Origin of the sequence: Amnibacterium sp. (assembly GCF_051956055.1) — a bacterium.
Classification (GTDB): domain Bacteria; phylum Actinomycetota; class Actinomycetes; order Actinomycetales; family Microbacteriaceae; genus Amnibacterium.
Genome location: NZ_JBQCGC010000058.1, coordinates 1 through 24877, shown reverse-complemented (window position 1 = coordinate 24877; position 24877 = coordinate 1). Strand labels below are relative to the sequence as shown.

18 protein-coding genes are annotated in these 24877 nt (G+C 70.5%); 10 read left to right on the top strand and 8 right to left on the bottom strand.

Annotated elements, in window-relative coordinates:
• Positions 1 to 44: 44 nt before the first annotated feature.
• The 3 genes from ACTHLI_RS08550 to ACTHLI_RS08540 all read left to right on the top strand — a co-directional run bounded on the left by ACTHLI_RS08550 (position 45) and on the right by ACTHLI_RS08540 (position 3693).
• On the top strand, positions 45 to 551 hold the full coding sequence (locus tag ACTHLI_RS08550; RefSeq protein WP_440182742.1) for a VanZ family protein: 507 nt from the start codon (positions 45 to 47) through the stop codon (positions 549 to 551).
• Positions 552 to 590: 39 nt separating this feature from the next.
• On the top strand, positions 591 to 2126 hold the full coding sequence (locus tag ACTHLI_RS08545; RefSeq protein ID WP_440182741.1) for a sugar transferase: 1536 nt from the start codon (positions 591 to 593) through the stop codon (positions 2124 to 2126).
• A gap of 145 nt (positions 2127 to 2271) precedes the next feature.
• Complete coding sequence (locus tag ACTHLI_RS08540) at positions 2272 to 3693, top strand: O-antigen ligase family protein (protein ID WP_440182739.1); 1422 nt, start codon at positions 2272 to 2274, stop codon at positions 3691 to 3693.
• Here the strand turns inward: ACTHLI_RS08540 and ACTHLI_RS08535 are convergent.
• From ACTHLI_RS08535 to ACTHLI_RS08520, 4 genes are read right to left on the bottom strand one after another with little or no spacing between them, the layout of a single operon-like run.
• A complete protein-coding gene (locus ACTHLI_RS08535) occupies positions 3666 to 4910 on the bottom strand; it encodes a glycosyltransferase (protein WP_440182738.1) in 1245 nt (414 codons plus the stop codon). The genes ACTHLI_RS08540 and ACTHLI_RS08535 overlap by 28 nt on opposite strands.
• Positions 4903 to 5565 (bottom strand): DapH/DapD/GlmU-related protein, encoded by a 663-nt coding sequence (locus ACTHLI_RS08530; protein WP_440182736.1) that lies wholly within the window; start codon positions 5563 to 5565, stop codon positions 4903 to 4905. Before ACTHLI_RS08530 ends, ACTHLI_RS08535 begins: the two co-directional genes overlap by 8 nt.
• The gene (locus tag ACTHLI_RS08525) at positions 5562 to 6758 is read right to left on the bottom strand and encodes a hypothetical protein (RefSeq protein ID WP_440182735.1); all 1197 of its coding nucleotides are present in this window, start codon (positions 6756 to 6758) and stop codon (positions 5562 to 5564) included. Before ACTHLI_RS08525 ends, ACTHLI_RS08530 begins: the two co-directional genes overlap by 4 nt.
• Before the next feature lie 35 nt (positions 6759 to 6793).
• The gene (locus ACTHLI_RS08520; RefSeq protein WP_440182733.1) at positions 6794 to 8074 is read right to left on the bottom strand and encodes a lipopolysaccharide biosynthesis protein; all 1281 of its coding nucleotides are present in this window, start codon (positions 8072 to 8074) and stop codon (positions 6794 to 6796) included.
• 201 nt (positions 8075 to 8275) lie between these two features.
• On the opposite strand from ACTHLI_RS08520, the gene ACTHLI_RS08515 reads away from it, so the two are divergent.
• The 3 genes from ACTHLI_RS08515 (at position 8276) to ACTHLI_RS08505 (ending at position 12345) form a co-directional block, all read left to right on the top strand.
• Positions 8276 to 9385, top strand: coding sequence for a glycosyltransferase (locus tag ACTHLI_RS08515; RefSeq protein ID WP_440182732.1), 1110 nt, complete (start codon positions 8276 to 8278; stop codon positions 9383 to 9385).
• Positions 9382 to 10353 (top strand): glycosyltransferase family 4 protein, encoded by a 972-nt coding sequence (locus ACTHLI_RS08510; protein WP_440182731.1) that lies wholly within the window; start codon positions 9382 to 9384, stop codon positions 10351 to 10353. The genes ACTHLI_RS08515 and ACTHLI_RS08510 overlap by 4 nt, the downstream gene beginning before the upstream one ends.
• 135 nt (positions 10354 to 10488) lie before the next feature.
• Complete coding sequence (locus ACTHLI_RS08505) at positions 10489 to 12345, top strand: DUF4012 domain-containing protein (RefSeq protein WP_440182730.1); 1857 nt, start codon at positions 10489 to 10491, stop codon at positions 12343 to 12345.
• Between the two features lie 6 nt (positions 12346 to 12351).
• Here ACTHLI_RS08505 and ACTHLI_RS08500 read toward each other — a convergent pair whose 3' ends face one another.
• The 4 genes from ACTHLI_RS08500 to ACTHLI_RS08485 form a co-directional block, all read right to left on the bottom strand.
• Positions 12352 to 12804, bottom strand: coding sequence for an adenylyltransferase/cytidyltransferase family protein (locus ACTHLI_RS08500; RefSeq protein WP_440182729.1), 453 nt, complete (start codon positions 12802 to 12804; stop codon positions 12352 to 12354).
• Between the two features lie 27 nt (positions 12805 to 12831).
• Positions 12832 to 14022 carry a glycosyltransferase gene (locus tag ACTHLI_RS08495; protein ID WP_440182728.1) on the bottom strand — a complete coding sequence of 397 codons (1191 nt, stop codon included), beginning with the start codon at positions 14020 to 14022 and terminating at the stop codon, positions 12832 to 12834.
• Positions 14015 to 15253, bottom strand: coding sequence for a DUF1972 domain-containing protein (locus ACTHLI_RS08490; RefSeq protein ID WP_440182727.1), 1239 nt, complete (start codon positions 15251 to 15253; stop codon positions 14015 to 14017). The genes ACTHLI_RS08495 and ACTHLI_RS08490 overlap by 8 nt, the downstream gene beginning before the upstream one ends.
• 240 nt (positions 15254 to 15493) lie before the next feature.
• The gene (locus ACTHLI_RS08485) at positions 15494 to 16798 is read right to left on the bottom strand and encodes an O-antigen ligase family protein (protein ID WP_440182726.1); all 1305 of its coding nucleotides are present in this window, start codon (positions 16796 to 16798) and stop codon (positions 15494 to 15496) included.
• A 237-nt stretch (positions 16799 to 17035) separates the two neighbouring features.
• On the opposite strand from ACTHLI_RS08485, the gene manA reads away from it, so the two are divergent.
• The 4 genes from manA (at position 17036) to ACTHLI_RS08465 (ending at position 24788) form a co-directional block, all read left to right on the top strand.
• Complete coding sequence (manA, locus tag ACTHLI_RS08480) at positions 17036 to 18367, top strand: mannose-6-phosphate isomerase, class I (RefSeq protein WP_440182725.1); 1332 nt, start codon at positions 17036 to 17038, stop codon at positions 18365 to 18367.
• Positions 18368 to 18473: 106 nt separating this feature from the next.
• Positions 18474 to 19280 (top strand): CDP-alcohol phosphatidyltransferase family protein, encoded by an 807-nt coding sequence (locus tag ACTHLI_RS08475; protein WP_440182724.1) that lies wholly within the window; start codon positions 18474 to 18476, stop codon positions 19278 to 19280.
• Positions 19277 to 19954 (top strand): hypothetical protein, encoded by a 678-nt coding sequence (locus tag ACTHLI_RS08470; RefSeq protein ID WP_440182723.1) that lies wholly within the window; start codon positions 19277 to 19279, stop codon positions 19952 to 19954. Before ACTHLI_RS08475 ends, ACTHLI_RS08470 begins: the two co-directional genes overlap by 4 nt.
• Before the next feature lie 223 nt (positions 19955 to 20177).
• Complete coding sequence (locus ACTHLI_RS08465; protein ID WP_440182722.1) at positions 20178 to 24788, top strand: PKD domain-containing protein; 4611 nt, start codon at positions 20178 to 20180, stop codon at positions 24786 to 24788.
• The last annotated feature ends 89 nt before the right edge of the window (positions 24789 to 24877 follow it).

Genomic DNA, 24877 nt, shown 5'->3' with positions numbered 1-24877 from the left:
GGGCGCCCGTCCCCGCCCGCGTGCGCTTCGTACGATCGCCCTCCATGGGCCGAGCAACGCACGCCGGCGCGTTCCGCGTGCGGTTCGTCGCCGTCCTGACCCTCCTCTACATCGCCTTCGTGCTCCTGGTGACCCTGTGGCCGACGACGGTGGACGGCGGCGTCGACCCGTACCTCAACCGGTTGCTCGCGAAGCTCTGGTCGAAGGGGGTGCCCACCTTCGTCGACTACTCCTTCATCGAGTTCACCGCGAACATCGGGTTCTTCGTACCCGTGGGGTTCCTGCTCGGGCTGCTGTTCAGCTACCGCTGGCAATGGCTGGCGGTCGTCGGCGGCGCACTCCTGTCGGCTTCGGTCGAGACCGCGCAGAAGCTCTTCCTGCCTGGCCGCGTCGCCAGCCTCGGTGACGTGCTGGCGAACTCGAGCGGCGCCGCGATCGGCTGCCTGCTGGCCTGGGCGGTCCGTGCACTGATCCTGCACAGAGACAGGCTGGTCATCCGCGATGTCGAAGAAGGACGGCGTGCCTCGGACGGGTTACGGGCTCCTGAATAGAACCTTGGTCGACCTGCAGGACACATCGACGGGGGAACTGTGGCGGTGACGACTGAGCGACCACGCCTGAACGGTGAGTCGGCCCGTCCCCGGGGCGCGCGTCGACTCCGGGACGAGCAGCCCATCGGCCTGCCCATCCGTCGGACGAACCCGGCGTGGGAGCGGGCGTTCCAGCGCAGGCTCGTCATCACCGATTCGGTGATCCTCGCCGTCGTCCTGCTCGGCACCCAGTCGATCTGGCTCGGCATCGAGGCGTCGCCCGCGTACGTGTCGACCACGATGCCCCTGAGCGTGCCGTATTCGGGAGTCACCGCCGGCCTGTTCGTCCTCTGGATGGCGTCGCTCAAGCTGTTCGGCACGCGGAGCCCGCGGGTCATCGGCTCCGGCTTCGCCGAGTACAGCCGGGTCGCTGGCGCCAGCTTCCGCCTGTTCGGGCTCGTTGCGATCGCCGCGCTGCTGCTGCAGTTCAGCCCCGCTCGCGGGTACATCCTCACGGCCTTCCCGGTCGGAGTCGTCGTCCTGATCGCATCCCGTTGGTCCTGGCGACAGTGGCTCAGGCGGCAGCGCCGCAGTGGCAAGTACCTGATCCGCGTCCTGCTCGTCGGTGCCCCCAGCTCCGTCGACCACCTCTACGAGGAGTTCACGCGCCGGAAGTACCTCGGCTTCGAGATCGTCGGCGCGTGCCTCCCGAAGCGGACCGAGGACGGCGCCGTCGACCTGCCGGTGGAGCGCCTGGGGTCCTTCGAGGACGTCGGTGTGATCGCGCGGCGGCAGGCCGTCCACGCGGTCGCGCTGGCGGGCTCGGAGGAGCTGCCGCCCGAGGCGGTCCGCCGGATCGGCTGGCGCCTCGAGTCGACCGGGGTCGACCTCATGGTGGCGCCCGCGATCACTGAGGTGGCGGGCACCCGCATCCACACGCGCCCGGTCGGTGGCATGCCGCTCATGTACGTCGACTCGCCGTCGTACGAGGGCGGGAAGAAGACGGCGAAGTCGGTGCTCGACTTCGGCCTCGCGTGGCTCGCCGTCATCGTCGCGTCGCCGCTGATGCTCGCCACGGCGATCGGGGTGAAGCTGACCTCGCCCGGTCCGGTGCTCTTCCGCCAGCAGCGCATCGGACTCAACGGCAAGGCGTTCGACGTCTACAAGTTCCGTTCGATGCGGATGGGCGCGGACGCCGAGCTCGCAGCCCTGCTGAAGGAGCAGGGGACGGACGGCAAGCCGCTGTTCAAGGTCGACAACGACCCGCGGATCACGCGCTTCGGCACGTTCATCCGGAAGTACTCCCTGGACGAGCTGCCGCAGTTCTTCAACGTGATCAAGGGCGACATGAGCATCGTCGGCCCGCGGCCGCAGCGGGCCGAGGAGGTCGCGCTGTACGACAACGCCGCCGGGCGCAGGCTCCTGGTCAAGCCGGGGATCACCGGGCTCTGGCAGGTGAGCGGGCGGAGCGACCTGTCGTGGGAGGACACGGTCCGGCTCGACCTCTACTACGCGGAGAACTGGTCGCTCTTCGACGACTTCGTCATCCTGCTGTGGACGGTCAAGACGGTGCTGCAGTCGCGGGGCGCGCGCTGACGTCCCGCGCGCGTCACCGGCGCCGCGTCGGGCTCGAGCGGAGGCCGTGCTGATGCGCGGGTCCGCGCCGAGCCCGGGGGGCTCCCGGACATCGCCCGACCGCGGGCTAGCATCGCCGGGTTCTATCGAAGAGGCAGGAGATCGGGTGCCCCCAGTCGCGGACCTCCCGTCCCGCGTGCGCCGATCGGTGACGGTCCCGTCGGCCGCGTCGCGTCGTCCGGCCCTCGGGGGGCGCATCGCGGCGGTCCTGCTGGCCGCGGGACTCTTCACGATCTCCTGGGAGCGGTTCGGAGACATCGCCCTCGGCGGCTACAACGTCAAGCTGCCCGTCGTGCTCCTCTCGGTCGCCGCGCTGCTCACCATCCCGAACTGGTGGCGCTGGCTCATGAGCCTGCGTCGAGCCCCCGCCTCGGTCCGGTGGATCGCGCTGCTCGCGGTCGCTGCGGTGCTGCTGTTCGTGGTGCGCGGACTCACCTCGCAGCCCCTCACGCTCGGCGTCGCGCAGATCGCCGCCGTCGCAAGCGGCGCGGTGGCGCCCGCGCTCGCGGTGATGGGAGTGCTGAGATCGCGCTCCGACGTCGTCTGGGCTCTGCGCTGGCTCATCGCCGGTGCCGTCGCCGCGAGCCTGTTCGGGCTCTACCAGCTCATCGCCTTCTACACGGGCCTCCCGCAGGGGGTGGTCTACACCGGGGTCGGTACGAGCGGTGTGGGCGGCCGCATCAGCGCATTCAGCTACGAGCCCGCGTACTTCGCGTACTTCCTGGTCCTGGCATTGGGTGCCGTGCTGGCTGTCGCGCAGCTCGAGCGTCGCGGCGTGTCGTGGTTGACCCTCGGCTTCTTCGCGCTCGTGCTCGTGCTCGTGAACGTCCGAGCGCTGCTGTTCGTCCTCCCGGTGCTCGTCGTGCTGCTCGCGGTCGACTGGCGGCGCAACCGGGTGGTCCTGCTGAAGGGCGTCGTGAGCGGTGTCGTCGCGCTCGGTCTCGTGACGGCGGCGACGCTCGCCATCGGCGCGTTGCAGCGGTCCGAGCAGCCCCAGGTCGTCGCTTCGGCCCCGACGGCAGCCGGCACGGCGGCCCCGGCGCCGCGCGCCACCGAGGACACCATCGCGGCACCTCCGCAGCTTCCCGGGAATGTGCTCGACCCGAACGAGCCCTCCTCGAACGGGCCGCGCCTCGATCTCTACAAGGCGGTGCTGACCGTCGACCTCCGCCATCCGGTGCTGGGGATCGGCCCAGGGCATCTCCACGATGCCCTGGCAGCGGACCACTTCGTGGCGTCGAACCAGGGCGCGAACGTGGTCGCCAACAACGTCTGGCTGCAGGCGGTGGCCGACGGAGGCGTGCTGCTGCTGCTGCTCGAAGCGGGAGTGGTGGCCGGGCTCGTCGTGCTCTGGTGGCGTCTTCGCCGTTCAGCGGCCAACCCGATCGCGGCGTCGCTTCTCGCGGTGCTGCTCGTGGGCGGGATGCTGACGTCCTACTTCTTCGACATCAAGGTGTGGGTGGTGCTGGCCTTCGCGCTCGTCCTCGCACGGATCACCCGTCAGGACGGCGAAGCGGCCTCGGCGTAGACCCTCGCGATCGACGCACGGTGATCCGCGGGCGTCGACAGACGGGGAATCGTGGCGCCCCATGCCGCCGCGCCGGCCGGTGTCTGCTCGGAGATGAACCGCGCTGCAGCGTCGATGCCCTCGGTCGTCCGATGATCGAACAGGAACCCGTTCGTCTCGTCGACGAAGTCGGGGATGCCGCCCATCCGGGTCGCCACCACGGGGGTTCCGTGGTTCAGGAACTCCATGACGACCTGCGGGGCGTTGTCCTCCCAGACGGGCACCGCGAGACCGATGTCGGTGTCGGCGAGGATGTCCGGCAGGTCCGCCGGCGTGTAGGAGCCGCGGAGCTCGACTCCCGCTTCCTCCGCCGCCCGGCCCCAGCGCTCCTCGTCCACACGGCCGAAGAATCGAACGACGGCTCGGTCGGCAGGCAGGCGGCGCGCGATCTCTGCGAGGACCTCGGCGCCCTTGTACTTGCTGAGGGTGCCCAGCGCGGTCACTCGAACCTTGTCGGCCGGTGTCTTCGGCTCACGTTCGGCGGTGGCCGAGGCGCTGCCGATGTGGGAGACGACGTACTTGGCGTCCGGATAGACGCCGCGGTACAGCTCCTCGACCCTCGATGAGACGGCGAGCACGGTCGACGCCGAGCGGAAGAACGCGGCGATGTCCTCGTTCCTCCGCGTCACGGATGTCGACGGGATCCGCGGCAGCTGGATCTGGAGCTTCCGCGCGCCACGGCGCACGAGATCGACCTGGTCGAGGACGCCGATGCAGGACTCGCACTTCCTGCGCTCGGGCCCTCCGCAGTCGTTGTTCGTGTAGTCCATCATCGTGATCCGCGGGCAGAACAGGAAGTAGTCGTGGAGGCTGACCACGTAGGGGATCCGGGCGTCGGCGAACTCGCGGTAGAAGGTGCGGCCGAGACCGATCGTGAGATGGAAGTGCACGACGTCGGGCCGGAACTCCCGGATGACGTCGAGCACCTCGCGTGAGCGAGCCGTGTCCTTCGGGGAGCGCAGACTGAAGTGCGCCACCTGCGTCGCCCGATGGCCGCGGACCTCGAAGCCGAGTTCGTGGGTGCGCCATGACGTGCTCTGGCCGCCGTCGAGCACTCCGACGACGGCGCCACCGGCGACCTGGCTCTGCGCCAGGGTGCGGACGTAGTTCGTGATCCCGCCAGGGAAGTCCACGTCGAACGCAGTCGAGACGTGGAGGATGCGCTTCGGCTCAGGCATCGCTCCTCGCCTTCGCGGTCGCAGGCCATGATCCGCTCACCGGATCGAACCGGCGGATCTGACGTGCCGGAGCGCCGACCGCGACCGTTCCGGGCTCCAGATCCCGAGTGACGACGCTGTTCGCGCCGACGATGCATCCGTCGCCGATCGTCACTCCGTCGACGATCACGACGTTGTCGCCCAGCCACACCCGGTGCCCGACGCGGACCGGTCCCCGGCTCGCGAGGGCGCGTCCCCTCGGCGGCGTCAGCGGGGTGTCAGGACTCGGGCCGCTCAGTGAACCGTGCGCGTGGTCGCCGATGTAGACGTTGGTCCCGAACAGGCAGTCGTCACCGATCTCGACCAGCGAGATCGCGCTCACATGCAGCCGGCCCGACGTGCTGAGGTTCTTCCCGATCCGGATGCGCGGGTCGTGCTCGACTCCGGCGAAGGACGACACCGCCTCCAGCCACACCGGCTGCGCCGCGTCGAACCCCTCGCCGACCTCGATCCGGCGCGCGCCGATGACCGTGCTGCCGAGCGGCAGGCTGCCGCGACGCCACCCGAGCGCCGCCGCGTTCGCGGTCCGGGCGACGCGGCGGACGCTTCTGAGGCCCGCCAGGTGCAGGCCGTGCAGCACCCCTTCGCGTTCGAGCAGCGACTGGATGGCGCTCATCGCCGGATCTTCGATCCGGCGAGCAGGCGCCCCCGGACCCAGCGGAACTGTGCGGGAGCGCCGCGCTTCAGCCGCTGGAACGTGTCGGGGAAGGCGTACTTGAACGCGAGCGAGGAGTCGCTCAGTGCGGTGCTCGCCTGCTGCGGCAGCGAACGAGCGCGCCACCGGCGGAACTCCTCCCGGTCGCGCTCGAGGAAGGGGGAGGGGACCCCAGCGGCCCCGTGCTCGAGCAGCTGCTTCCTGTAGGTGCGGCGCAGCCGCTTGGTGAGGACGCGGCCGCTGCTGTCCTTCGCGTAGCCGTAGGAGGGCGAGGGCCCGAGATCCGCCTGCGCGCGGAGGACCTCCGCCGCGTACTCGCGGCTGAGCGGCGTCAGCGCGTCGAAGGCGAGGTCGGTCTCCTTGAGCGAGATCGTCTGGCGCTCGCTGATCGCGTCCGGGTCACGTGGGTCGAATCCGCTGAAGTGGAAGAACCGCAGCGGCTCCCCGGTGCGGTCCATGACGAGCCGATCGCCCTCGAGGTGGAACCGCCGCTCGTGCAGGTTCCAGTGGCCGACGTTGTAGCCGTAGTGCCGCAGCGAGAGCGCCGAGAACATGACGGCCCCGATGTCCGTCCACTTCTGGTCGACGAAGAGCCCGAGCAGCGGATAGATCAGGCATTCCCGCTCGAGGTGGCTCCACCACCAGTCGAGGAAGTCCCGGCCCTTCTGGCCGACCGCGCAGAACCCGAGGTTGTGCACGCCCACGGTCAGGGTGTTGATCTCCGAGCGGAAGCTCTCGCCCGGGGGGATCGGCTCGAGGATGTGCGGCGTGAGGACGACGCCGTGCTCGTCCATCAGCGGGTCTAGCTCCGCGATCGAATCGACGAGGTAGAGGTCCGGATCGAGGTACACGGCGCGCTCGTACTGATCGAGCAGCTTCGCGAGGAACCGCGGCTTGACCCCGGTCGACAGCTCGACGACGTCGTAGATCGCCGCGAGGTCGAGCTGTTCCCGCTCGGGGAGGTCGAGCGCTTCGAGGCCGACGAGCTCGAGTCCGGGACGTTCCGGGAGCGCCGGCGCGCCGTCCACGACCAGCACCACGAAGGGACGGTCCGGGTCGTGCCGCTGGATGCTCGCGTGCAGCGCGAGCGCTTGGGGCAGGTAGTTGCGGGCGACGACGGTGCAGTAGACCGTGCTGCGCTGGGTGGGCTGCAAAAGGCTCTCCTCGGCTGACGGTCGCGAACACGACCTCAGAACGTCGGTGACCCTAACAAGGGGGGTACCGGCTCGCGCCGGAGCGACGCGGCGATTCGGCGACGGAGGACGATCAGCTGGAAGCCGGTGACGACGACCTCCGAGAGCGCCGCCGCGATGCCGATGCCGACGATCCCGAAGGCGAGACCGGCAGCGATGATCGCGGGGATCCCGATGATCGCGCCGAGCACGGTGCTCACGGCGACCTCTCGGACGGCGCCGAGCGCGGTCAGGCAGGACAGCCCGACGATCGCGCTGACGCTGATCGACCCGAGCGCGATGCCGAGCGCGACGACGAGCGCGAACGGCGGCGAGACGACGCCCCCCGAGAGGACGTGCGCACCGGCCGGGCCGAGCGCCGCGAACAGGACGGCGACCGCTGTCCCGACGCCGATCGCGGTCCTCCCCACGAGCCGTGCGCGACCCACGCGCTCCGCCTCCGGAGCGCCACCGACCATGCCCTGGCTGACCTGGAAGACGGGGCCGAGCGCCGTGAGCGCGAGCTTCTGCAGCTTGTCGACCAGCGCGTAGACCGCGGCCTGCTGCGGGACGATGATCCCGGCGAGGATCACCGGCAGATTGACGTAGAGCGCGGCCGTCACGGCGGTCACCATGCCGTGCGACTGGCTGCGCAGCCGACGCAGATCCGGGCCGAGGCTCAGCCGGAACGCACCGGGGTGCCTTCGCACGACGGACCGCGCGCCGAGGACGGCGGAGACCCCAGCGCCGAGCACCTGACCCGCGGAGAACACCTCGAGCGGCGAGTGCGTGGTGAGCAGCAGGACCGCGCCCGAAACGGTGCCGATGGCGCGCGGGAGGGTGTCGCACAGGAGGAGCCGCCGTGGGTCCCCTTCGCCGACGAAGAACCATGAGGCGCCCAGCGCCGGGATGACGAGCGCGATCGCCGCGAGCACGTCGGCCGCGTGATCGCCAGGCGCGAAGAGCAGCACCAGTGCGACGAGGAAGGGCGCGGTGCCGAGCGCGAGCCAGATCCGGCTCGCCAGCGAGTCGCGGAAGTAGCTGCCGCGGCTCGTCACCGGGAGTCCCGCGACGGTGGCCGGACCCGTGACCGCCCACCCGAAGGTCACGACCACGCAGACGAACGAGCCGATCGCCTGCGCGATGGCGACCCCGGCCCACATCCCGGCGCCGACGGCGGCGATGACGATCGGGACGACGGCGATGCTGATCAGGCCGTTGACGAGCACCGAGCCACCGAATCCGCCGAGCTTCCCGACCAGTCGTCGCGCGCGGCCGCTGTGCATCATCTCGTTCACCCCCTGAGTCGCATGCGTCGCGGGCAAGTGTCGTCGCCGGAGGCGGTCCCGTCGCCCGCCACGCCGCGCGCCGTCGCGTGCTCACCCAGGCCGCCAGGCCGCGGATGCGCGCGACACGGCCCCAGTTCGCGGGCCACGAGTGCATCCCCGCATACGGTTCAACGCGCAGTCCGAGCCCCGGAGGTCATCATCGTCGGTCTTGTGGTCCATGAGTGGATCGAGCCGCACGGCGGCTCCGAACGGGTCCTCGAGGTGATCGCGGAGACGTTCCCGACGAGCGACATCGTCGTGCCCTGGAACAACGCGCCCTGGCGGACGATCACGCCGCGGGTGACGGAGTCCTGGCTGGCGCGCACCCCCATCCGGAACCGGAAGGCCGCCGCGGCCGTCGCTCTCCCCGCCGTCTGGCGGACGGTCGTGGATCGGCGGAAGCAGTACGACTGGGTGCTCGCGAGCTCCCATCTCTTCTCGCACCACGTGCGCGTCCGCGGAGTCGCCGGCGATGCGCGCAAGTTCGTCTACGTGCATTCGCCCGCCCGGTACATCTGGAACCCTGAGCTCGACGACCGCGGCAGCGGCCTCGTGGCCCGCACGGTCGGCGCCGTGCTGAAGCCCATCGATCGCATGCGGGCGCAGGAGGCGCACTCGATCGCAGCCAACAGCGAGTTCGTCCGCCGCCGCGTGGAGGACGCCTGGCGGCGGGATGCGATCGTGATCAACCCGCCGGTCGACGTGGAGCGGATCATCGAGGGTCGCGCCTGGGCGGACCGGCTCGACGGGGCCGAGCAGGACGTCGTCATGGCGCTGCCCGAGCGGTTCGTCCTCGGCGCGTCGCGCTTCGTGTCGTACAAGCGCCTCGACCTCGTCATCCGCGCCGGAGAGGCAGCCGGGCTCCCGGTCGTCCTCGCCGGGGAGGGACCGCTGCGAGCCGAGCTCGCCGATCTCGCGTCCAGGGCGAGCGTGCCGGTGCACTTCGTCGAACGGCCGAGCAACGCCCTGCTCTACGCGCTGTACGAGGCCGCCTCCGTCTTCGTCTTCCCGCCGGTCGAGGACTTCGGGATGATGCCCGTCGAAGCGATGGCCGCCGGCGTCCCCGTCATCGCGAACGCGGTCGGCGGCGCTCGGGAGAGCGTGATTCCGGGCGTGTCGGGGGTCCTGGTCGAGCGGTTCGACCCGTCCGAGCTCCGCCAGGCTATCGAGGACGCCATGCGGCTCGACCGGTCGGCGATCCCGGACACGGCGCTGCGGTTCTCGGTGCAGCGGTTCCAGGAGCGGATCCGAGCCTGGGTCGCGGACGGGGTCTCCGCGTGATCGTCGTCGACTCCCGCTGGCGAGGGCAGCACGGGATCGCGCGGTTCGCGGGGGAGGTGGTCCCGCGGCTGCCCTGGCGTGCCGCCCGCGCGACGACTCCGACCTCGCCGACCTCACCACTCGACGTGCTCTCGCCGTGGCGGTTCGCCCTCGGCGCCCACGACGTCGTGTACACCCCGGGATTCAACGCGGGAGTGACGCGGGCCCGGCAGGTGCTGACGCTCCACGACCTCATCCATCTCGACGAGCCGGCCGAACGGTCGCGAGCCAAGGCGCTGTACTACGAAACGGTCGTGAAGCCCGCCGTCCGACGCGCGGGCGTCGTGCTCACCGTCTCGGCGACCTCGAAGCGGCGGATCGAGCAATGGATCGGATCCGGCGGGGTCGAGGTCGTCGACGTCGGGAACGGCTGCTCGCCGTCGTTCCTCGACGGGCCGCAGGTCGCTCCTCCCGCGGCCGGGCGCTTCTTGTACGTCGGCAACCTCAAGCCGCACAAGCACGTGGAGGTGCTCTTCCAGGCGCTGGCTCGTCGCCCCGGCTACTCGCTCACGCTGGTCACCGGTGACGGCGAGCGTGCTCTCGCCCTGGCCGACGAAGTCGACGTCGTCCCCCGGGTGACGATCAGGAGCGGCCTGACGGATGCGGAGCTGGCGGAGCTCTATCGGGCGCACGACGGCGTGCTGCTGTCCTCCAGGCTGGAGGGCTTCGGACTGCCGGCGCTGGAGGCGATCGCAACGGGCCGGCGGGTCGGGTTCAGTGCCGGCTGCGCGAGCGTCGCCGAGATCGTGGGCGACGAGGGGGTGAGCGTCACCGATGACGGCGACGCCGAGGCTTGGGCGGCCGCGATGGACGGCCTGCTGGCGGCCGGAGCGACGCTCGTCGGCGATTCCGCTGCCTGGCGCGGGCGGTACGAGTGGGACGCCGTCGCGCATCGCGTGGCCGTCGTGCTCGAGCGATTCACGACCTGAACACGAGCGGGCGGTCGGCGTGCCCCGACGCGTCCGGCCGTGTCCCTCGAAGTAGGGTGCAAGCCGCCCGACGACCGCGCCCTCCCGAAAGGACGCCGCATCACGATGCCGAAACCGGCCCACCAGCGAAAGAAGGTGCGCACGCGTGCGCAGCGCATCCGCCGCCGAATCACCCTCGGCGGCGTCGTCGCGCTCCTCCTCGGCGTCGTGGCGGCCGTCGTGCTCTCCGTCTACGTCGGGAACCGCGCCTTGATCGCGAAGGATCAGCTGACCGCCGCGCAGACGAAGCTGACCACGTTCAAGTCGGCACTGGGGCAGCCGAATGCTCCGAGTACCGCGGCGCTGTACCAGCAGCTGCAGGCGAACACCTCGAAGGCCGCCGACCAGGTGAACGACCCGGTCTGGTCGCTCTACGAGCACATCCCGGTGCTCGGTCCGAACCTGAAGGCCTTCCGGCAGACCTCGGACCTGATCGACGCGCTGGTGCGCAACGGCGTGGGCCCGCTCGCCACCGCTGCGGACGGGATCAGCGTCGACAGCCTCAAGCCGAAGAACGGCGCGATCGACATCGCACCGCTGAAGAAGCTCACGCCGGCGATGGCCGACATCGACGACGCGATCACGACCGCGGATCGGAGCGCCGCGGCGATCGACACGAAGGACGTCGCGCCGCAGCTGCAGCAGCCGATCGCGAAGCTGCGGTCGCTGCTCGATCAGGCCGCTCCCGTCACGCATGAGCTGCGCAAGGTCATGCCGGTCCTCTACCCGGCCCTCGGTGGGAACGGTACCCGCCACTACCTGCTCATCTTCCAGAACAACGCGGAGGAGCGCGCCAGCGGCGGCAACCCCGCCTCGATGGCGATGCTCGTCGTGGACCACGGCAAGATCAAGCTCGGGCGGCAGGGGAACTCGGGCGACTTCCCGACCTACACGGTGCCGCCGTTCACCCCGTCCGGCCCCGGGAACGGCGACTACTCCAAGATCTACACCAGCTACCTCTCGAAGCACGTGACGAACATCACGATGACGCCGGACTTCCCGACCACCGCCAAGTACGCCCGCGACATGTGGCTGAACGCGTACGGCGGGAAGGTCGACGGGGTCATCTCCTTCGACCCGGTGGCGCTGTCGTACCTGATGAACGCGACGGGCCCCGTCACGCTCGCGGACGGCACGAAGCTCGATTCCTCGAACGCGGTCGACTTCCTGCTCTCCGGGGTCTACGCGAAGTACACGAACCCGAAGATCCAGGACGCCGTCTTCGCCTCGGCCGCGAAGTCCATCTTCGACGCGGTCACGCACGGCCAGGGCACCCCGAAGGCCTACGTCGCGCAGCTGACTCCGATGCTCCAGGACCAGCGCCTGAAGATGTGGAGCGTCCGGTCGGACGAGGAGAAGCTGATCATGACGTCGCCGATGGGCACCATGCTGCCGGCGGACAACACGAAGGCGACGACAGTCGGCGTCTACAACAACGACGACTCCACGTCGAAGATGAGCTACTACATGGACGAGACGGTCGACGTCTCGACCAACACCTGCAAGCCGACGCCCAAGTACACCGTGACCGCGAAGGTCACGAACACGCTCACGCTCGCGAAGGCGTACACCTTGACCCCGTACGTGCTGGCCGCCATGTCGAAGATCCCGTTCGGCGGCGACCGGCAGTGGGTGCAGCTCTACGGGCCGGTCGGCGCGAAGCTCAGCGCTGTGTACATCGACGGTCAGAAGGTGACCTGGGGCAACAACCTGCTGCCGGAGTACAACACGATCTACTCCGCGACCGGGGAATACATCAAGCGACCGGCGGTGCAGGGGCACATGTACGGGCGACCGGTCGGGGTCGTGAGCATCACCATCCCGGCGGCGAGCACGGTGACCGTCAAGGGCGTGTTCACCGGCGGCACCGACACCAGCAAGACCGTCGCCGTGAGTCACACCCCGAAGGTGCGCCCGGTGCCGGTCACGCTGACGCAGGCGAAGTGCGGCTGAGCCGGATCAGCCGGTGACGCGCGAGCCCTCGCCGTTCAATGCGGCGAGGGCGCGGCGCAGCACGGTCGACGAGGTCGACATCGTGTACGGGAAGTAGACCACCTCCACGCCGACGGCGGCGAACTCGCGCTCCAGGCGCAGGCCCTTCTCGGTGCCGCGCCAGTCGTCGCCCTTGAAGAAGTGCGTGAACCGCAGCTCCTTCCAGGTATCGAGCTTGTCCGGCACCACCTCCGCGTGCACCCGGTCGACGTAGGAGATGTGGCTGACGATCTCCATCCGCTCCGCGAGGGGGATGACGGGCGTGACGCCCTTCGTCAGCCGCAGCATCTCGTCGGAGACGACACCGGCGATCAGCACGTCGCACTCCGCCTTCGCGTGCCGGAGCAGGTTGAGATGGCCGATGTGGAAGAGGTCGAAGGCGCCTGCGGCGTAGCCGATGCGCCTGGGGGAGTGCGTCACTGAGGGTCCTCGGGGTCGCGGGATCGGTCAGGAGGCGAGCACGTGCTCGGAGGAGAGGCGGGCGGCGCACGCGATCTCGTCCGCGACACGTCGGCGGTAGCCGGCGGTCGCGTAGCGGTCCGCCGCCATGGGGGCGAGGGCAACGGCGGTGCGGCGGAACGCGGACCAGCTCGCTCCCACCCGCTGGAGGGCGTCCGCGAGCGCGACCGGGTCGTCGGCGTTCACCGAGATGGCGGAGGCGAAGCCGTCGATCGCTTCGACGAGGCCGCCGATCGCGCTGACGACGACGGGGCGCCCGGCGAGCACCGCCTCGACGGCGGTGTTGCCGAACGGTTCCTCGAGCCGGGACGGCACAACGGCGACGTCGGACCGCTCGAGGGCGCTCCAGACGGACGGCTGGAATCCGTGGAAGACGACCCGGTCCACGAGGCCGGATCGGGCGACCTGCGCGCGGAGCTGTTGCTCGTACCACTCATATCCGGTGAAGACCGCTCCGACGAGGTCGAGACGTGCGTCGACACCGCGCTCGCGGAGGACCCGGAGGGCGTCGACGGCGACGTCGACGCCCTTGCGTGGTGAGAGCCGGCCGACGTAGACGATCCGGAGACCGTCGACCAGCTCTGGCCGCGCCTCGGTCACCACGGTGGGGCCGGGCACACCGTTGTAGACGACCGTTGAGGTCGCGGAGAGGGTCGGGACCACCTCGGTCAGGCTGTTCCGGCTGAAGTCGCTGTTGACGAGGATCCTGTCGGCGACGCGGAGCGGCGCGGCGATCGCCGCCCGCACGAACCAGGGTGCCTGCCGCTCGCTCTCGTGCACGTGGGCGATGACCGGGACCCCGCGCACGCGGGCACGCGCGATCCAGAGCGGCACGGTGAGCGTCGACACGTACACGACGTCCGGCCGGAGCCGCTTCAGCAGCCGCCCGGTCCGCGACCATGCTGCAGCGGACCCGCCGATGAAGCCGGGGAGGTTCCGGGGCTTGAGGACGCTCTTGCGCAGCACCGGGGCGGCAAGCAGGACGACCTCGGCGCCGAGCCGCCGGACCTCCGTGATGAGCGGACCCTCCGATGGCACCGCGACCACCACACGCCAGCCTCGCTCCACGAGGGCGGTGACCGTCTCGAGCATCACACGGTCGGATCCGTAGAGCTCGGCGCCGGGATGTGCGATCAACGCCGTGGCGACCGAACCGGGCCGACCGGCCCGGTCAGCCACGGCCGATTCCCACCGCGAGCGGCTGCTCGACGGACCAGGCGGACTGCGCCCGGCGACCGGAGCTCATGCCGCGGGTGGTGTACCCGCGCGCCAGCTTGGCGGCGAGGGCTTCGTACGACTCGGTGACCGAGTCCCAGTTGTAGCGGGCGCGGGCCCGCTCCTGCATCAGCTCGCCGATGTCGCGGAACCGCGCAGGATAGCGCTCGACCTCCTCGATGCAGCGGCTGACCTCGGCGGGCGCGGAGAAGTAGGAGCCGGCGATGCCCGCGACCTCGCGGTTGAACACGACGTCCCATCCGATGATCGCGGTACCGGCGCCCATCGCGCGCAGCAGCGACGGGTTGGTGCCGCCCACCGAGTGCCCGTGCACGTAGCTGGCTGCGTGCGCGTAGAGCTGGTCGAGCACCCGCTGGTCCCAGACGCCGCCGAGCAGACGGATGCGGGGATCCCGCCTGGCGATGGCGCCGATCGCATCGGTGTACGCGGCGGAGTATGGCGCGGAGCCGACGATGACGAGCGGCATCGTCGCGCCCGAGCGGTGGTAGCCCTCGGCGATCACGTCGACGTGGTTCTCCGGCTCGAAGCGGGCGACCACGAGGTGGAACTGACCTGGGACGAGGCCGAGGGCCTCGATCGCGTCGGCCGGCGTGTTCGTGAGGATCCGGCAGCCGTAGCTGATCAGCTCCGTGGGGATCCCGAACTCGTCGTCGTAGTAGTCGGCGATGCCGCGGGCATCGGCGATGAGCGCGTCCGCCTCCCGGACGGCGAACTGCTCCGCCAGCCGGTAGTAGCGGCGCCCCCACTTGCCCCACTTGTCGCGCTTCCACTCGAGGCCGTCGACATGCAGCGCCACGGCGGCACCGCGGCTCCGGAGCACCGGGATGAAGGGCGAGTTCGCAGCGTTGAAGACGAACGCGACGTCATGCCGGCGCGTGGCGGAGAAGTGCGCCGAGGAGAGCGCCGTGTGGCTGAGGGTCTCGAGGGCCTTCGAGCGGAGGGCCGGCAGGTTGACGAGCCGCATCCCAAGGTGTTCGCGCGGGCTGTTCCCGCCCGTCGCGCGGCCGTACACCGTCACGTCGTGACCGGCGCCGATGAGGCGCTGTCCGATCTCCTCGATAGCGGTCTCGAAGCCGCCGTAGGCGGCGGGGACGCCACGCGTGCCGATCATCGCGATCCGCATCGGGGCGATCGGGAGCGAGTGTCGGGGTCCAGCTGACTGGAGGGTGGTCATGCGGAGGGTCCTCGGATTCGGGGCGAGAACCGCGCCTGGCGCCTGGGCGATGGCGAGGTGTTCGGCTGGGTAGCTGATCGGGCCACGCGGGTGACGTGCCCCTGGGTGGGTACAGCGAGTGGGGACTCGGAGGAGACGTGGATCGTGGGCGGATCCGGGCTCTTCTGGCCGACCATACTGGGATCGCCCGCGAATGTGATGGCCCTAGATGGGGGGACGTCCCGAAGCGGAGAAGCCGCTTCAGGCCCGATTCAACGCTGGACGGACCTCCGTCGGCACGCCGACCGGGACGGATGAACCGGTAGCGGGCATCGGCAGCGCAACCGACAGCGCGACGAGCAGCGCCCAGTTCCCCTCGATGAGCAGCCGGCTCTCCGCCATCGCCTGGGTCAGCAGCGCGGCGAGCAGCAGGAGGGGGAGGATCGCGATCGGGCGGTGCAGGAGCGAGAGCCGCAGCGCCCGGTAGACGACGGAGCCGAGCACAGCGACCAGCGCGAGCAGACCCGGGACGCCGAGCTGCATCTGGATGTCGAGGTACGCGTTGTGCGCCTGCAGGTACTGCACGCCGTCGCGGATCACGAACCCGTTGAACGGCGCGATCCACGGCGCCCAGTAGCTGATCCAGCCCCACCCGAGGACCGGGCGCGCCTCCACGAGGCTCCCGACGAGCCGCCAGATCTCGAGCCGGCCGGTGAAGTCGTCGCCCTTCCCGAGCAGGTGGAGGAACGGCTCGGACAACCGGGAGGAGGCGAGGGCGATGACCGCGGTGAACGCCAGCGCCCCACCGAGCACCGCGATCCTCCCGCGGCGACCGAACCGGCGCAGCCCCGCGATCACGAGCGCCGCCGCGACGACGACGCCGCCGGCGATCACGACCGTGGCCGATCGGGTGAGCAGCAGCACGACCGCGTCGAGCACGAGCGCGGGGACCAGCAGGCGCCGGGAGACGAACCGCGAGCGGGCGAGCGTCGCGGTGACGACCGCGGCGATGAGCGCCTGGAAGCAGAGGAGGTTCGCGTTCGCCACGAAGCCCTGGATGCGGCCGCCGTGGAAGATCAGCCCGTTGCTCCAGTAGTACGCCCCCGGCACGTTCGCGCTGTAGTTCGTCCAGAGCGGCAGGATCTGGCCGCCGGGGGAGAGCGCGACGCCGATCTCGAAGAGCAGCGAGATCACCATGTCCGCCTGGAGCATGATCGCGAACAGCCCCGCGAGGCGGACGGGTGGCCCCGCCAGGCAGAGCGCGACCGCGACCGTCGCGGTGGCGATCTGGATCACGCAGGCAAGCAGTGTGGGCAGGGGGTACGCCGACCAGGCGGTGGAGGCGAGGCAGACCGCCATGAACGCGGCGATCGGTGCGGCGCGCCAGGAGAGGAGGAGCGCTTGCGCGCGTGCGCGCTCGTGGACGATCAGCACGATCCCGCCGGCCAGCAGCAGCAGGGAGACGGCGCCGAAGCCCCACCAGCTCAGCAGGTCCCGCATCACGGCGCCGTACCACAGCGAGAAGAGCGCGACGAGGACGTACCCGTCCCGCACCCGTCGTCGCACCAGCCCAACCTACGAGGTGCATGGTGCGGGTGCGTCTTCACGCGCGGGCGGGGGCGCCGCGTCGTTCGGGGTGGTCTCGAGGCTCGCTCCGCTCGCACCTCGACCGACGAGGTGGGGTCCGGGGAGGGGTGTGCTGCGGCCGGCGGGGGAGGCTCGCCTCGCTCGCGCCTCGACCGGCGGTCGACTGGTGCGCGGGGGCGGCAGGCGGGGCGCAGCGGGGCGCGATAGGAATGGGGCATGTTCGTCGGGATCACCAACACGCCGCGGGACTACGCCTGGGGCTCGCGCACCGCGATCGCGGAGCTGCTCGGGCATGAGGCCTCCGGTGGCCCGGAGGCGGAGCTGTGGCTCGGCGCGCACCCCGGCTGGCCGAGCACGGTCAGCGCGGCGACGCCGTCGCTGGCCGGTCGGCGGCTCGACGAGGTCATCGCGGAGGCGCCGGCGGCGTACCTCGGCGCGGGGCGCACGCGCCTCCCGTTCCTCATGAAGGTGCTCGCCGCGGACGCGCCCCTGTCGCTGCAGGTGCATCCGGACACGGCGCAGGCGAAGGCGGGATTCGCGCGGGAGAACGAGGCGGGGGTCCCGCTCGACGCGGAGACGCGCAACTACAAGGACGACTCCGCGAAGCCGGAGCTGATCCTCGCCCTGTCGCCGACGTTCGAGGCGCTCGCCGGCTTCCGGCATCTGAGCGAGAGCCGGATGCTGCTCGCCGAGCTCGCCACCGTCGCGTCGGGCGAGCACCGCGCGGCGATCACCCGCTTCGCCGACGAGCTCGGCGCCGGGGATCCCGGTGAGGCCCGATCCTTCGGCAGCAGTGCGGAGGTCATCCGCGACGGCCTCCCGGACAGCGGCGACACGGTGGCCGACCACGCCCGGCCCGGCAACTCGCTCGCGCTCGCCGTCGAGCGCCTGCTCCGCGGCGGGGACGACGCCGAGCGCCTCGTCGCCGCCGTGGTCGGCGCGGCGGCGCGGCTCGGGAGCAACTCGAGCTTCGCGCGGGAGGCGGCCACCGTCGGCACGCTCGCGGAGGCGTACCCCGGTGACCCCGGCGTCGTGATCAGCCTGCTGCTCAACCGGGTCTCGCTGCAGCAGGGGCAGGCGCTCGCGCTGCCGGCCGGTGCGATGCACGCCTATCTCTCGGGGACGGGCATCGAGGTCATGGCCGCGAGCGACAACGTGCTCCGCGGGGGCCTCACCCCGAAGCACGTCGACGTCGACGAGCTGCTGCGGATCGTCGTGTTCGAGGCGCTTGCGACGCCGATCGTCCAGCCCTCGGAGGGGGAGCCCGGCGTCACGGTGTGGCGGCCGCAGAGCGACGACTTCGTCCTCGAGCGCATCGCCCTCGGCGAGGCGGCAGCGGTGCACGGCTACACGCTCGCCGGCCCCGAGCGCACGACCGTCGCGCTCACCGGCCCTGCGGAGGTGCTGGTCGTCACCGGTGGACTCACCATCGAGGGCGCGACCGATTCGATCGCCCTGGCCCGCGGTGACGCCGCGCTGATCACGCCCGACGAGGGCACGCTCACGTTCTCCGGTTCCGGCGTCGCCTACCTGACCACGACGCCGTAGGGGACTGCGTGCCCCTCGAAGAAGGGCCTCCACGCAGCATGGCGGCGCCGTAGCATCGGCCTTCCGCGTCACCCAGCGCGGATCGACCCGTTTGGACGCCCTCCCCATGCCCACCGAGCCCGCGGTGGACGAGCGGAATCCCGCCGCACCCGTCCCCGAGACCTATCGGCAGACGCTCACCCGCCTGAAAGCCGCGCAGAAGCCGGCCGGACGCGGCGCGCCCGCCTACTCCATCTACGTCAACCGGAAGCTCGGCCGCTTCATCGCGGCCGCCGCCTTCCGGGCAGGACTCACGCCGAACCAGGTGACCGCGATCAGCGCGACCCTGAGCGGGATCGCGGTCCTGCTGCTCGCGCTCGTCCCGCCGACCTTCTGGCTCGGCCTCGCGGTCACCGTGCTGCTCGCCGCCGGCTACGCGTTCGACAGCGCGGACGGGCAGGTCGCCCGCTTGCGCGGAGGCGGATCCGCCGCGGGGGAGTGGCTCGACCACGTCGTCGACGCGGTCAAGTCCTCGACCCTGCACGCGGCGGTGCTGATCACCGCGTACCGCTTCCTCGTCCCTGCCGGTCAGCGCGGCTGGCTGCTCGTCCCGCTCGGCTTCATGGCGGTCTCCGCGATCGCGTTCTCCGTCTTCCTCCTGAACGACCTGCTCAAGGCGGCTCGCGCGGGCAGGGACACGACGAGCGTCATCCGCACCGGCAGCACGCCGCTGCGCTCGCTCGCCGGCGCACCCACCGACTACGGCGTGCTCGTCTACGTCTTCCTCCTGATCGGCCTGCCGACGGCGTTCCTCGTCGTCTACGGCCTCCTGTTCCTCGCCAACCTGGGCTACCTCGCGCTTGCGCTGCCCAAATGGTTCCGCGACATCCGCGCGCTCGACCCGAAGCGCCCCGCCCCCGAGGGAATCCGATGACCGACCAGCACCGTGCCCCCCGATCCCGCCGGGGCACCTCGATCATCGTCGGAGTCCTGCTGCTGGTCGCCGCTGCCGTCGTCACCCTCGGTCTGCTGGCGAACGCCGACCGCTCGACTCCGGCGGCGGCCTTCACGACCGCCGCACCTGTTGTGACCGACTCCAGCGCAAGCGAAAGCCCGAGCGTCACGCCCACCAGGCCCGCGCCGACTCGCACGCCCAAGCCGACGGCGGCGCCGACCAGGCCCCCTGTCGGCGCGGCTCCGCAGCCGACGCGGACGGCATCGATCACTCGGCCGACCGCGGTCCCGATCGCCAAGGAGCTCACGGCCTCGGTCGCGAAGATGGAGGCGGTCACGGGTACGGCACAGGGGCCGGGCGAGATCGGGGGGCCCGCCGTGCGGTTCACGATCGTGATCAAGAACACGACCGGTCGCTCCGTGTCCCTCTCCAACACCGTCGTGAACGCCTACTACGGCGCTGCGACCACTCCCGCTGTGCAGCTGCAGTCACCGGGCGGCCGTGACTTCCCGGCCTCGGTGGCCGACGGCGGAACCGCGCAGGGTGTCTTCGTCTTCAACATCCCGACGGCCGGCCGGTCCCAGGTCAAGGTGACTGTCGACACCTCGGTGCAGAACCCCGTGATCGCTTTCAGCGGAGCCGCTCCGCGTTGATCCCTGCGCCGATCACCTGGTCGGACCAATCCGTCGAACCATTCCTCTTGCCGCCGGCAAGTGCACCCGTCCCCTACAGTGAGCCCGCCCCCCACCAGGATCGGCCCTCGGTCCGCCCTGGCACCTACCCGAAGAGGATCCTGCCGTGGTCACCCCGCCTCGGTGGCGTCGCACTGTTGCGATCGCCGCGTCATCCGCCACGCTCCTGGCTGCCGTCACGCTCGTGGCTCTGCCCACATCGACCGCACTCGCTGACACCGCTCCCGCCCCCGGAGCACCGACCACGGTCTCGAGCGACTCGCTCCCTGCGCCCCAGATCAACGGAGTCGTCTGGGCGCAGACCGTCGTCGGCAACATCGTCTACGCCGGTGGCAACTTCACGCAGGCGCAGCCCGCGGGCGCAGCGGCAGGGGTGGACACCGTGAGCCGAGCAGCGATGCTGGCCTACAACCTCACCACTGGCGCGCTGATCGCGACTTTCACGCCGTCCTTCAATGCGCAGGTGCGCGGCCTCGCCGCGTCGTCCGACGGGTCCACGATCTACGCGGTCGGCGATTTCACGACGGTGAACGGCGCGAGCCATCCGCACATCGTCGCTCTCGATGCGACCACAGGCGCCGTCCGGCCCGGCTTCACGACTTCGGCGAACGGCAATGTGATCGCCGTCGCGACCAGCGGCACCACCGTGTACTTCGGCGGTGACTTCACGAGCGTGAACGGTGTCACCCGCACGCGGGCTGCTGCGGTGAGCGGCACGAGCGGCGTGCTGACGGGCTTCGCCCCACGCATGCCGAGCAACGCCGTCCATGCGCTCGTCGTCTCACCGGACGGGTCCAAGGTCGTGCTCGGGGGCTCGTTCCCGAGCCTCAACGGCAGTTCGAGCCCAGGCGAAGGCCTCGGCGCGGTCGACAGCGCAACGGGGCAGGTGAATCAGACCTGGAACGTCGGCAAGCTGATCTACGACCACGGCAACAACTCGTCGATCTGGAGCCTCTGGAGCGACGGCACGAACGTCTACGGCACCGGATACGTCTACGGCTCCCTTTCCGATGGCAATCTGGAGGGCGCGTTCAACGCGACCTGGGCCGACGGCACCGTCGATTGGATCGAGGACTGCCACGGCGACTCGTACTCCGTCGCCACGCAGGGCAGCGCCGTTTACGTCGTGTCGCATGCGCACTTCTGCGGAGACATCCCGGGCGGCTTCAACCAGACCGACCCCAATCCTTCGAAAGCGCTGAAGCAGCACGCCATGGCATTCAGCAAGGCGACCGCCGGCACCCTCGCTCACGACCCGTACGGCGCACCGTATGCGGACTTCGCCGGAACCCCGGCACCGAAGGTGCTGACCTGGTATCCGGACCTCGCGATCGGAAGCTTCACGGGGCAGTATCAGGCCGCGTGGAACATCACGACCAGCGGTGGGTATGTCCTGCTGGGCGGCGAGTTCCCGTCCGTGAACGGCTCACGCCAGAACGGCCTGGCCCGCTTCGCGGTGAGCTCGATCGCGCCGAACCGGGACGGGCCTCAGCTCTCCGCCACCAATTGGTCCTCGGGGACGAACTGGAAGCCGAACGCCGTCTCGCTCGGAGCGGGCACCGTCCGCGTGACGTGGCCGGCGAACTGGGACCGGGACAACGCGAACCTCACGTACACGGTGAAGCGCGGCTCGGCCACGGTCTACACCACGACGGCGGAGAGCGAGGGCTTCTGGCTGCGACCCACGCTCGGCTTCACCGACACCGGGCTCTCCCCGGGCTCGACGGCGACCTACACCGTGACCGCGACCGATCCGTTCGGCAACAGCGCGACCAGTGCGGCCGTCACCGCGACCGTCGCAGCGGGCAGCGGAGCCAGCGCATACGCCAACGCGGTGATCGCGGACGGCGCGAGCGATTACTGGCGCTTCGGTGAGGCGTCCGGTCCGACGGCGTACGACTGGGCCGGGTACAGCGATCTGACCGCCGGGACCGGCGTCACGTTCGGCGCGCCCGGCGCGATCCAGGGCGACACCGACACCGCGGCGACCTTCTCCGGCGACAGCTCGGGCCTCGCAGCCACCCAGACGGCAATCCCAGGACCGAACACCTTCAGCATCGAGTCCTGGTTCAAGACGACGAGCACGGCCGGCGGCAAGGTCGTCGGCTTCGGCAACGCGAACGCCGGTGCCTCCAGCAACTACGACCGGCACATCTACATGGGAGCCGACGGCACCGTGTACTTCGGTGTCTACAACGGCACCACCAGCACCCTGAAGAGCTCGAGCGGGTACAACGACGGCAAGTGGCATGACGCCGTGGCGTCCCTGTCCTCGGCCGGGATGCGGTTGTACCTCGACGGCAAGCTCATCGGTTCTCGGTCCGACGTCACCCAGGGCCAGGACTACAGCGGCTACTGGCGCATCGGCGGCGACACCTCGTGGAGCGGCGCGAGCTACTTCGCCGGGCAGATCGACGACACCGCCATCTACCCGACGGCACTTTCGGCGGCGACGGTGAGCGCCCACTACGGCGATGCGACGTCCGGCGCCGCCTCCACCGTGCCGGTCGCCTCCTTCACGACGAACCCCTCCGACCTGGCGGTGGCCTTGGACGCGACCGGGTCGAGCGACACCGGTGGCAAGCTCGTCTCCTACGCCTGGGACTTCGGCGACGGCAGCGCCGTCGAGACCGCCACCACCGCCACCACCACGCACACCTATGCGAAGGCGGGCACCTACAGCATCGTGCTCCGGGTGACGGACGACCACGGTGCCACGAGCTCGGTGACCAAGCAGGTCACCGTCAGCGCGGCGAACCAGGCGCCCGCCGCCTCGTTCACGAGCTCGGTGAACGGGCTCGGCGCGTCTTTCGACGCCTCGGCGTCCAAGGACAGCGACGGAAGCATCGCTTCGTACGCGTGGGACTTCGGCGACGGGTCGGCGATCGAGACCGACACCACCGCGTCGACCGCGCATACGTACAGCAAGGGCGGCAGCTACACGGTGTCGCTCACGGTCACGGACAACCAGGGAGCGACCGACACGGTCAAGCACGCCGTCACGGTCGCGGCGCCGAACCAGCCGCCGACCGCATCGTTCACCAGCGCCACATCAGGGCTCACCGTGAACGTGGACGGGTCGGGTTCCAGCGATCCGGACGGCACGGTCGCGTCCTATGCGTGGGACTTCGGCGACGGGCACACCGCGACCGGTGCAACGGCTGCCCACACATACGCCGCGGGCGGCACCTTCACCGTGCAGTTCACCGTGACCGACAACGGGGGCGCGACCGCGTCCGTCACGCGATCCGTCACCGTGACCGCCCCGTCGTCGTCGACGCTCGGATCGGACTCGTTCGACCGGACCGTCAACGGCGGCCTCGGCACGGCCGACGTCGGCGGTCCGTGGACGCTCGCGGGTACCGCGTCGGACTTCTCCGTCGCTTCCGGTGCGGCGCAGTTCTCCACGGCACCCGGGTCGACCCGCTCGGCCTACCTCGGCTCCGTGTCGTCGACGTCGAGTGACGTCGCCACGACGATCTCGCTGCCCAATCTCCCCGTCGGCGGCAGGTCGTTCGCGGGCGTCGTGGGGCGGCGCGTCGGGTCGAACGACTACAACGCCCGCATACTGGTGGGAGCCGCCGGCGACGTCACCGTGCAGGTGGTCCAGAACGGCAGCTATCTCGACTCGGCGACCGTTGCGGGGCTCACCTACACCCCGGGACTGCCGCTGAAGCTCCGCATGCAGACGTCCGGTACCAACCCGACGACCGTGCAGGCGAGAGTCTGGAAGGCATCCGGTACTGAGCCGGCGAGCTGGCAGGTCAGCGCGACGGACTCCACCGCCGCCCTGCAGTCCCCGGGCTCGGTCGGGCTCCGCACCTACCTCAGCAGCACGACGACGAACGGCGCGACCGCGTTCTCGTTCAGCGGGTTCGCGGTTCAGTCCATCGGCACAGCCGCTGCGGCCAACGTGCCGCCGACGGCCTCGTTCACGGACTCGACGAACGGGCTCTCGGTGAGCGTCGATGGTTCGAAGTCGTCGGATAGCGACGGCACCATCAAGTCGTACGCCTGGGACTTCGGTGACTCCACCACGGGGACCGGACCGACCGCGTCCCACACCTACGCGGCACCGGGGACCTTCACGGTGACGCTCACGGTGGCGGACGATCAAGGTGCGAAGACCGCGACGACGAAGCAGGTCACCGTGAGCTCGTCCGGGATCTCTCCCCATATCGCGACCGACGCGTTCGCGCGGAGCGTCACGGGGGGCTTGGGCTCGGCGGACACCGGCGGGTCCTGGACCACCACCAACACCGCGTCGAGCTACGCAGTCGGTGGGGGAGCTGCGACCTTCACGGACAAGGCCGGGCAGACGCTGGCCGCGTACTTGAATGCGGTGAACCAGACGTCGTCGGACGTGTCGATCGGCTTCGGCCTCCCCGCACTGCCTCAAGGCGGGTCGGTCTACGCCGGGGTGGTGGGACGTCGGGTCGGTTCCGACGACTACAACGGCCGGATCATCGTTTCACCGGCTGGTGGTGTCACCATCCAGGTGCTCCGCGGAGGCACCTGGCTGCAGTCCGCGACGGTCACCGGTCTGGCTGCGAAGGCCGGGTCCACCATTGATCTGCGCCTGCAGACGTTCGGCACGGGTACCACAACCCTGCGGGCCCGGGCCTGGCTCGACGGCACCCCGGAGCCGAGCACCTGGCAGGTGAGCTCGACCGACGGGACGAGCGCGCTGCAGACCGGCGGTTCGGTCGGCCTCCGGACCTATTCGGGCGGCGGCCTGTCCAACAGCCCGTTCGCGATCACCGTCGACAACTTCGTCGCGGATCCCGCGAACTGACGAGAGCACGGCCGGGGGGCGCCGGGAAGGGGGGGCGCCGCCCCCGCGCCCCAAAGAACCCCCCCGTTACCCCCAGGCCGGGGGCGCGC

Bases quoted from the DNA above. Each gene is read 5' to 3' on its own strand.
- ACTHLI_RS08530 (WP_440182736.1), bottom strand. From the start codon at position 5,565: ATGAGCGCCATCCAGTCGCTGCTCGAACGCGAAGGGGTGCTGCACGGC.
- ACTHLI_RS08475 (WP_440182724.1), top strand. From the start codon at position 18,474: ATGCCCACCGAGCCCGCGGTGGACGAGCGGAATCCCGCCGCACCCGTC.
- manA (WP_440182725.1), top strand. From the start codon at position 17,036: ATGTTCGTCGGGATCACCAACACGCCGCGGGACTACGCCTGGGGCTCG.
- ACTHLI_RS08550 (WP_440182742.1), top strand. From the start codon at position 45: ATGGGCCGAGCAACGCACGCCGGCGCGTTCCGCGTGCGGTTCGTCGCC.
- ACTHLI_RS08535 (WP_440182738.1), bottom strand. From the start codon at position 4,910: ATGCCTGAGCCGAAGCGCATCCTCCACGTCTCGACTGCGTTCGACGTG.
- ACTHLI_RS08490 (WP_440182727.1), bottom strand. From the start codon at position 15,253: ATGACCACCCTCCAGTCAGCTGGACCCCGACACTCGCTCCCGATCGCC.
- ACTHLI_RS08470 (WP_440182723.1), top strand. From the start codon at position 19,277: ATGACCGACCAGCACCGTGCCCCCCGATCCCGCCGGGGCACCTCGATC.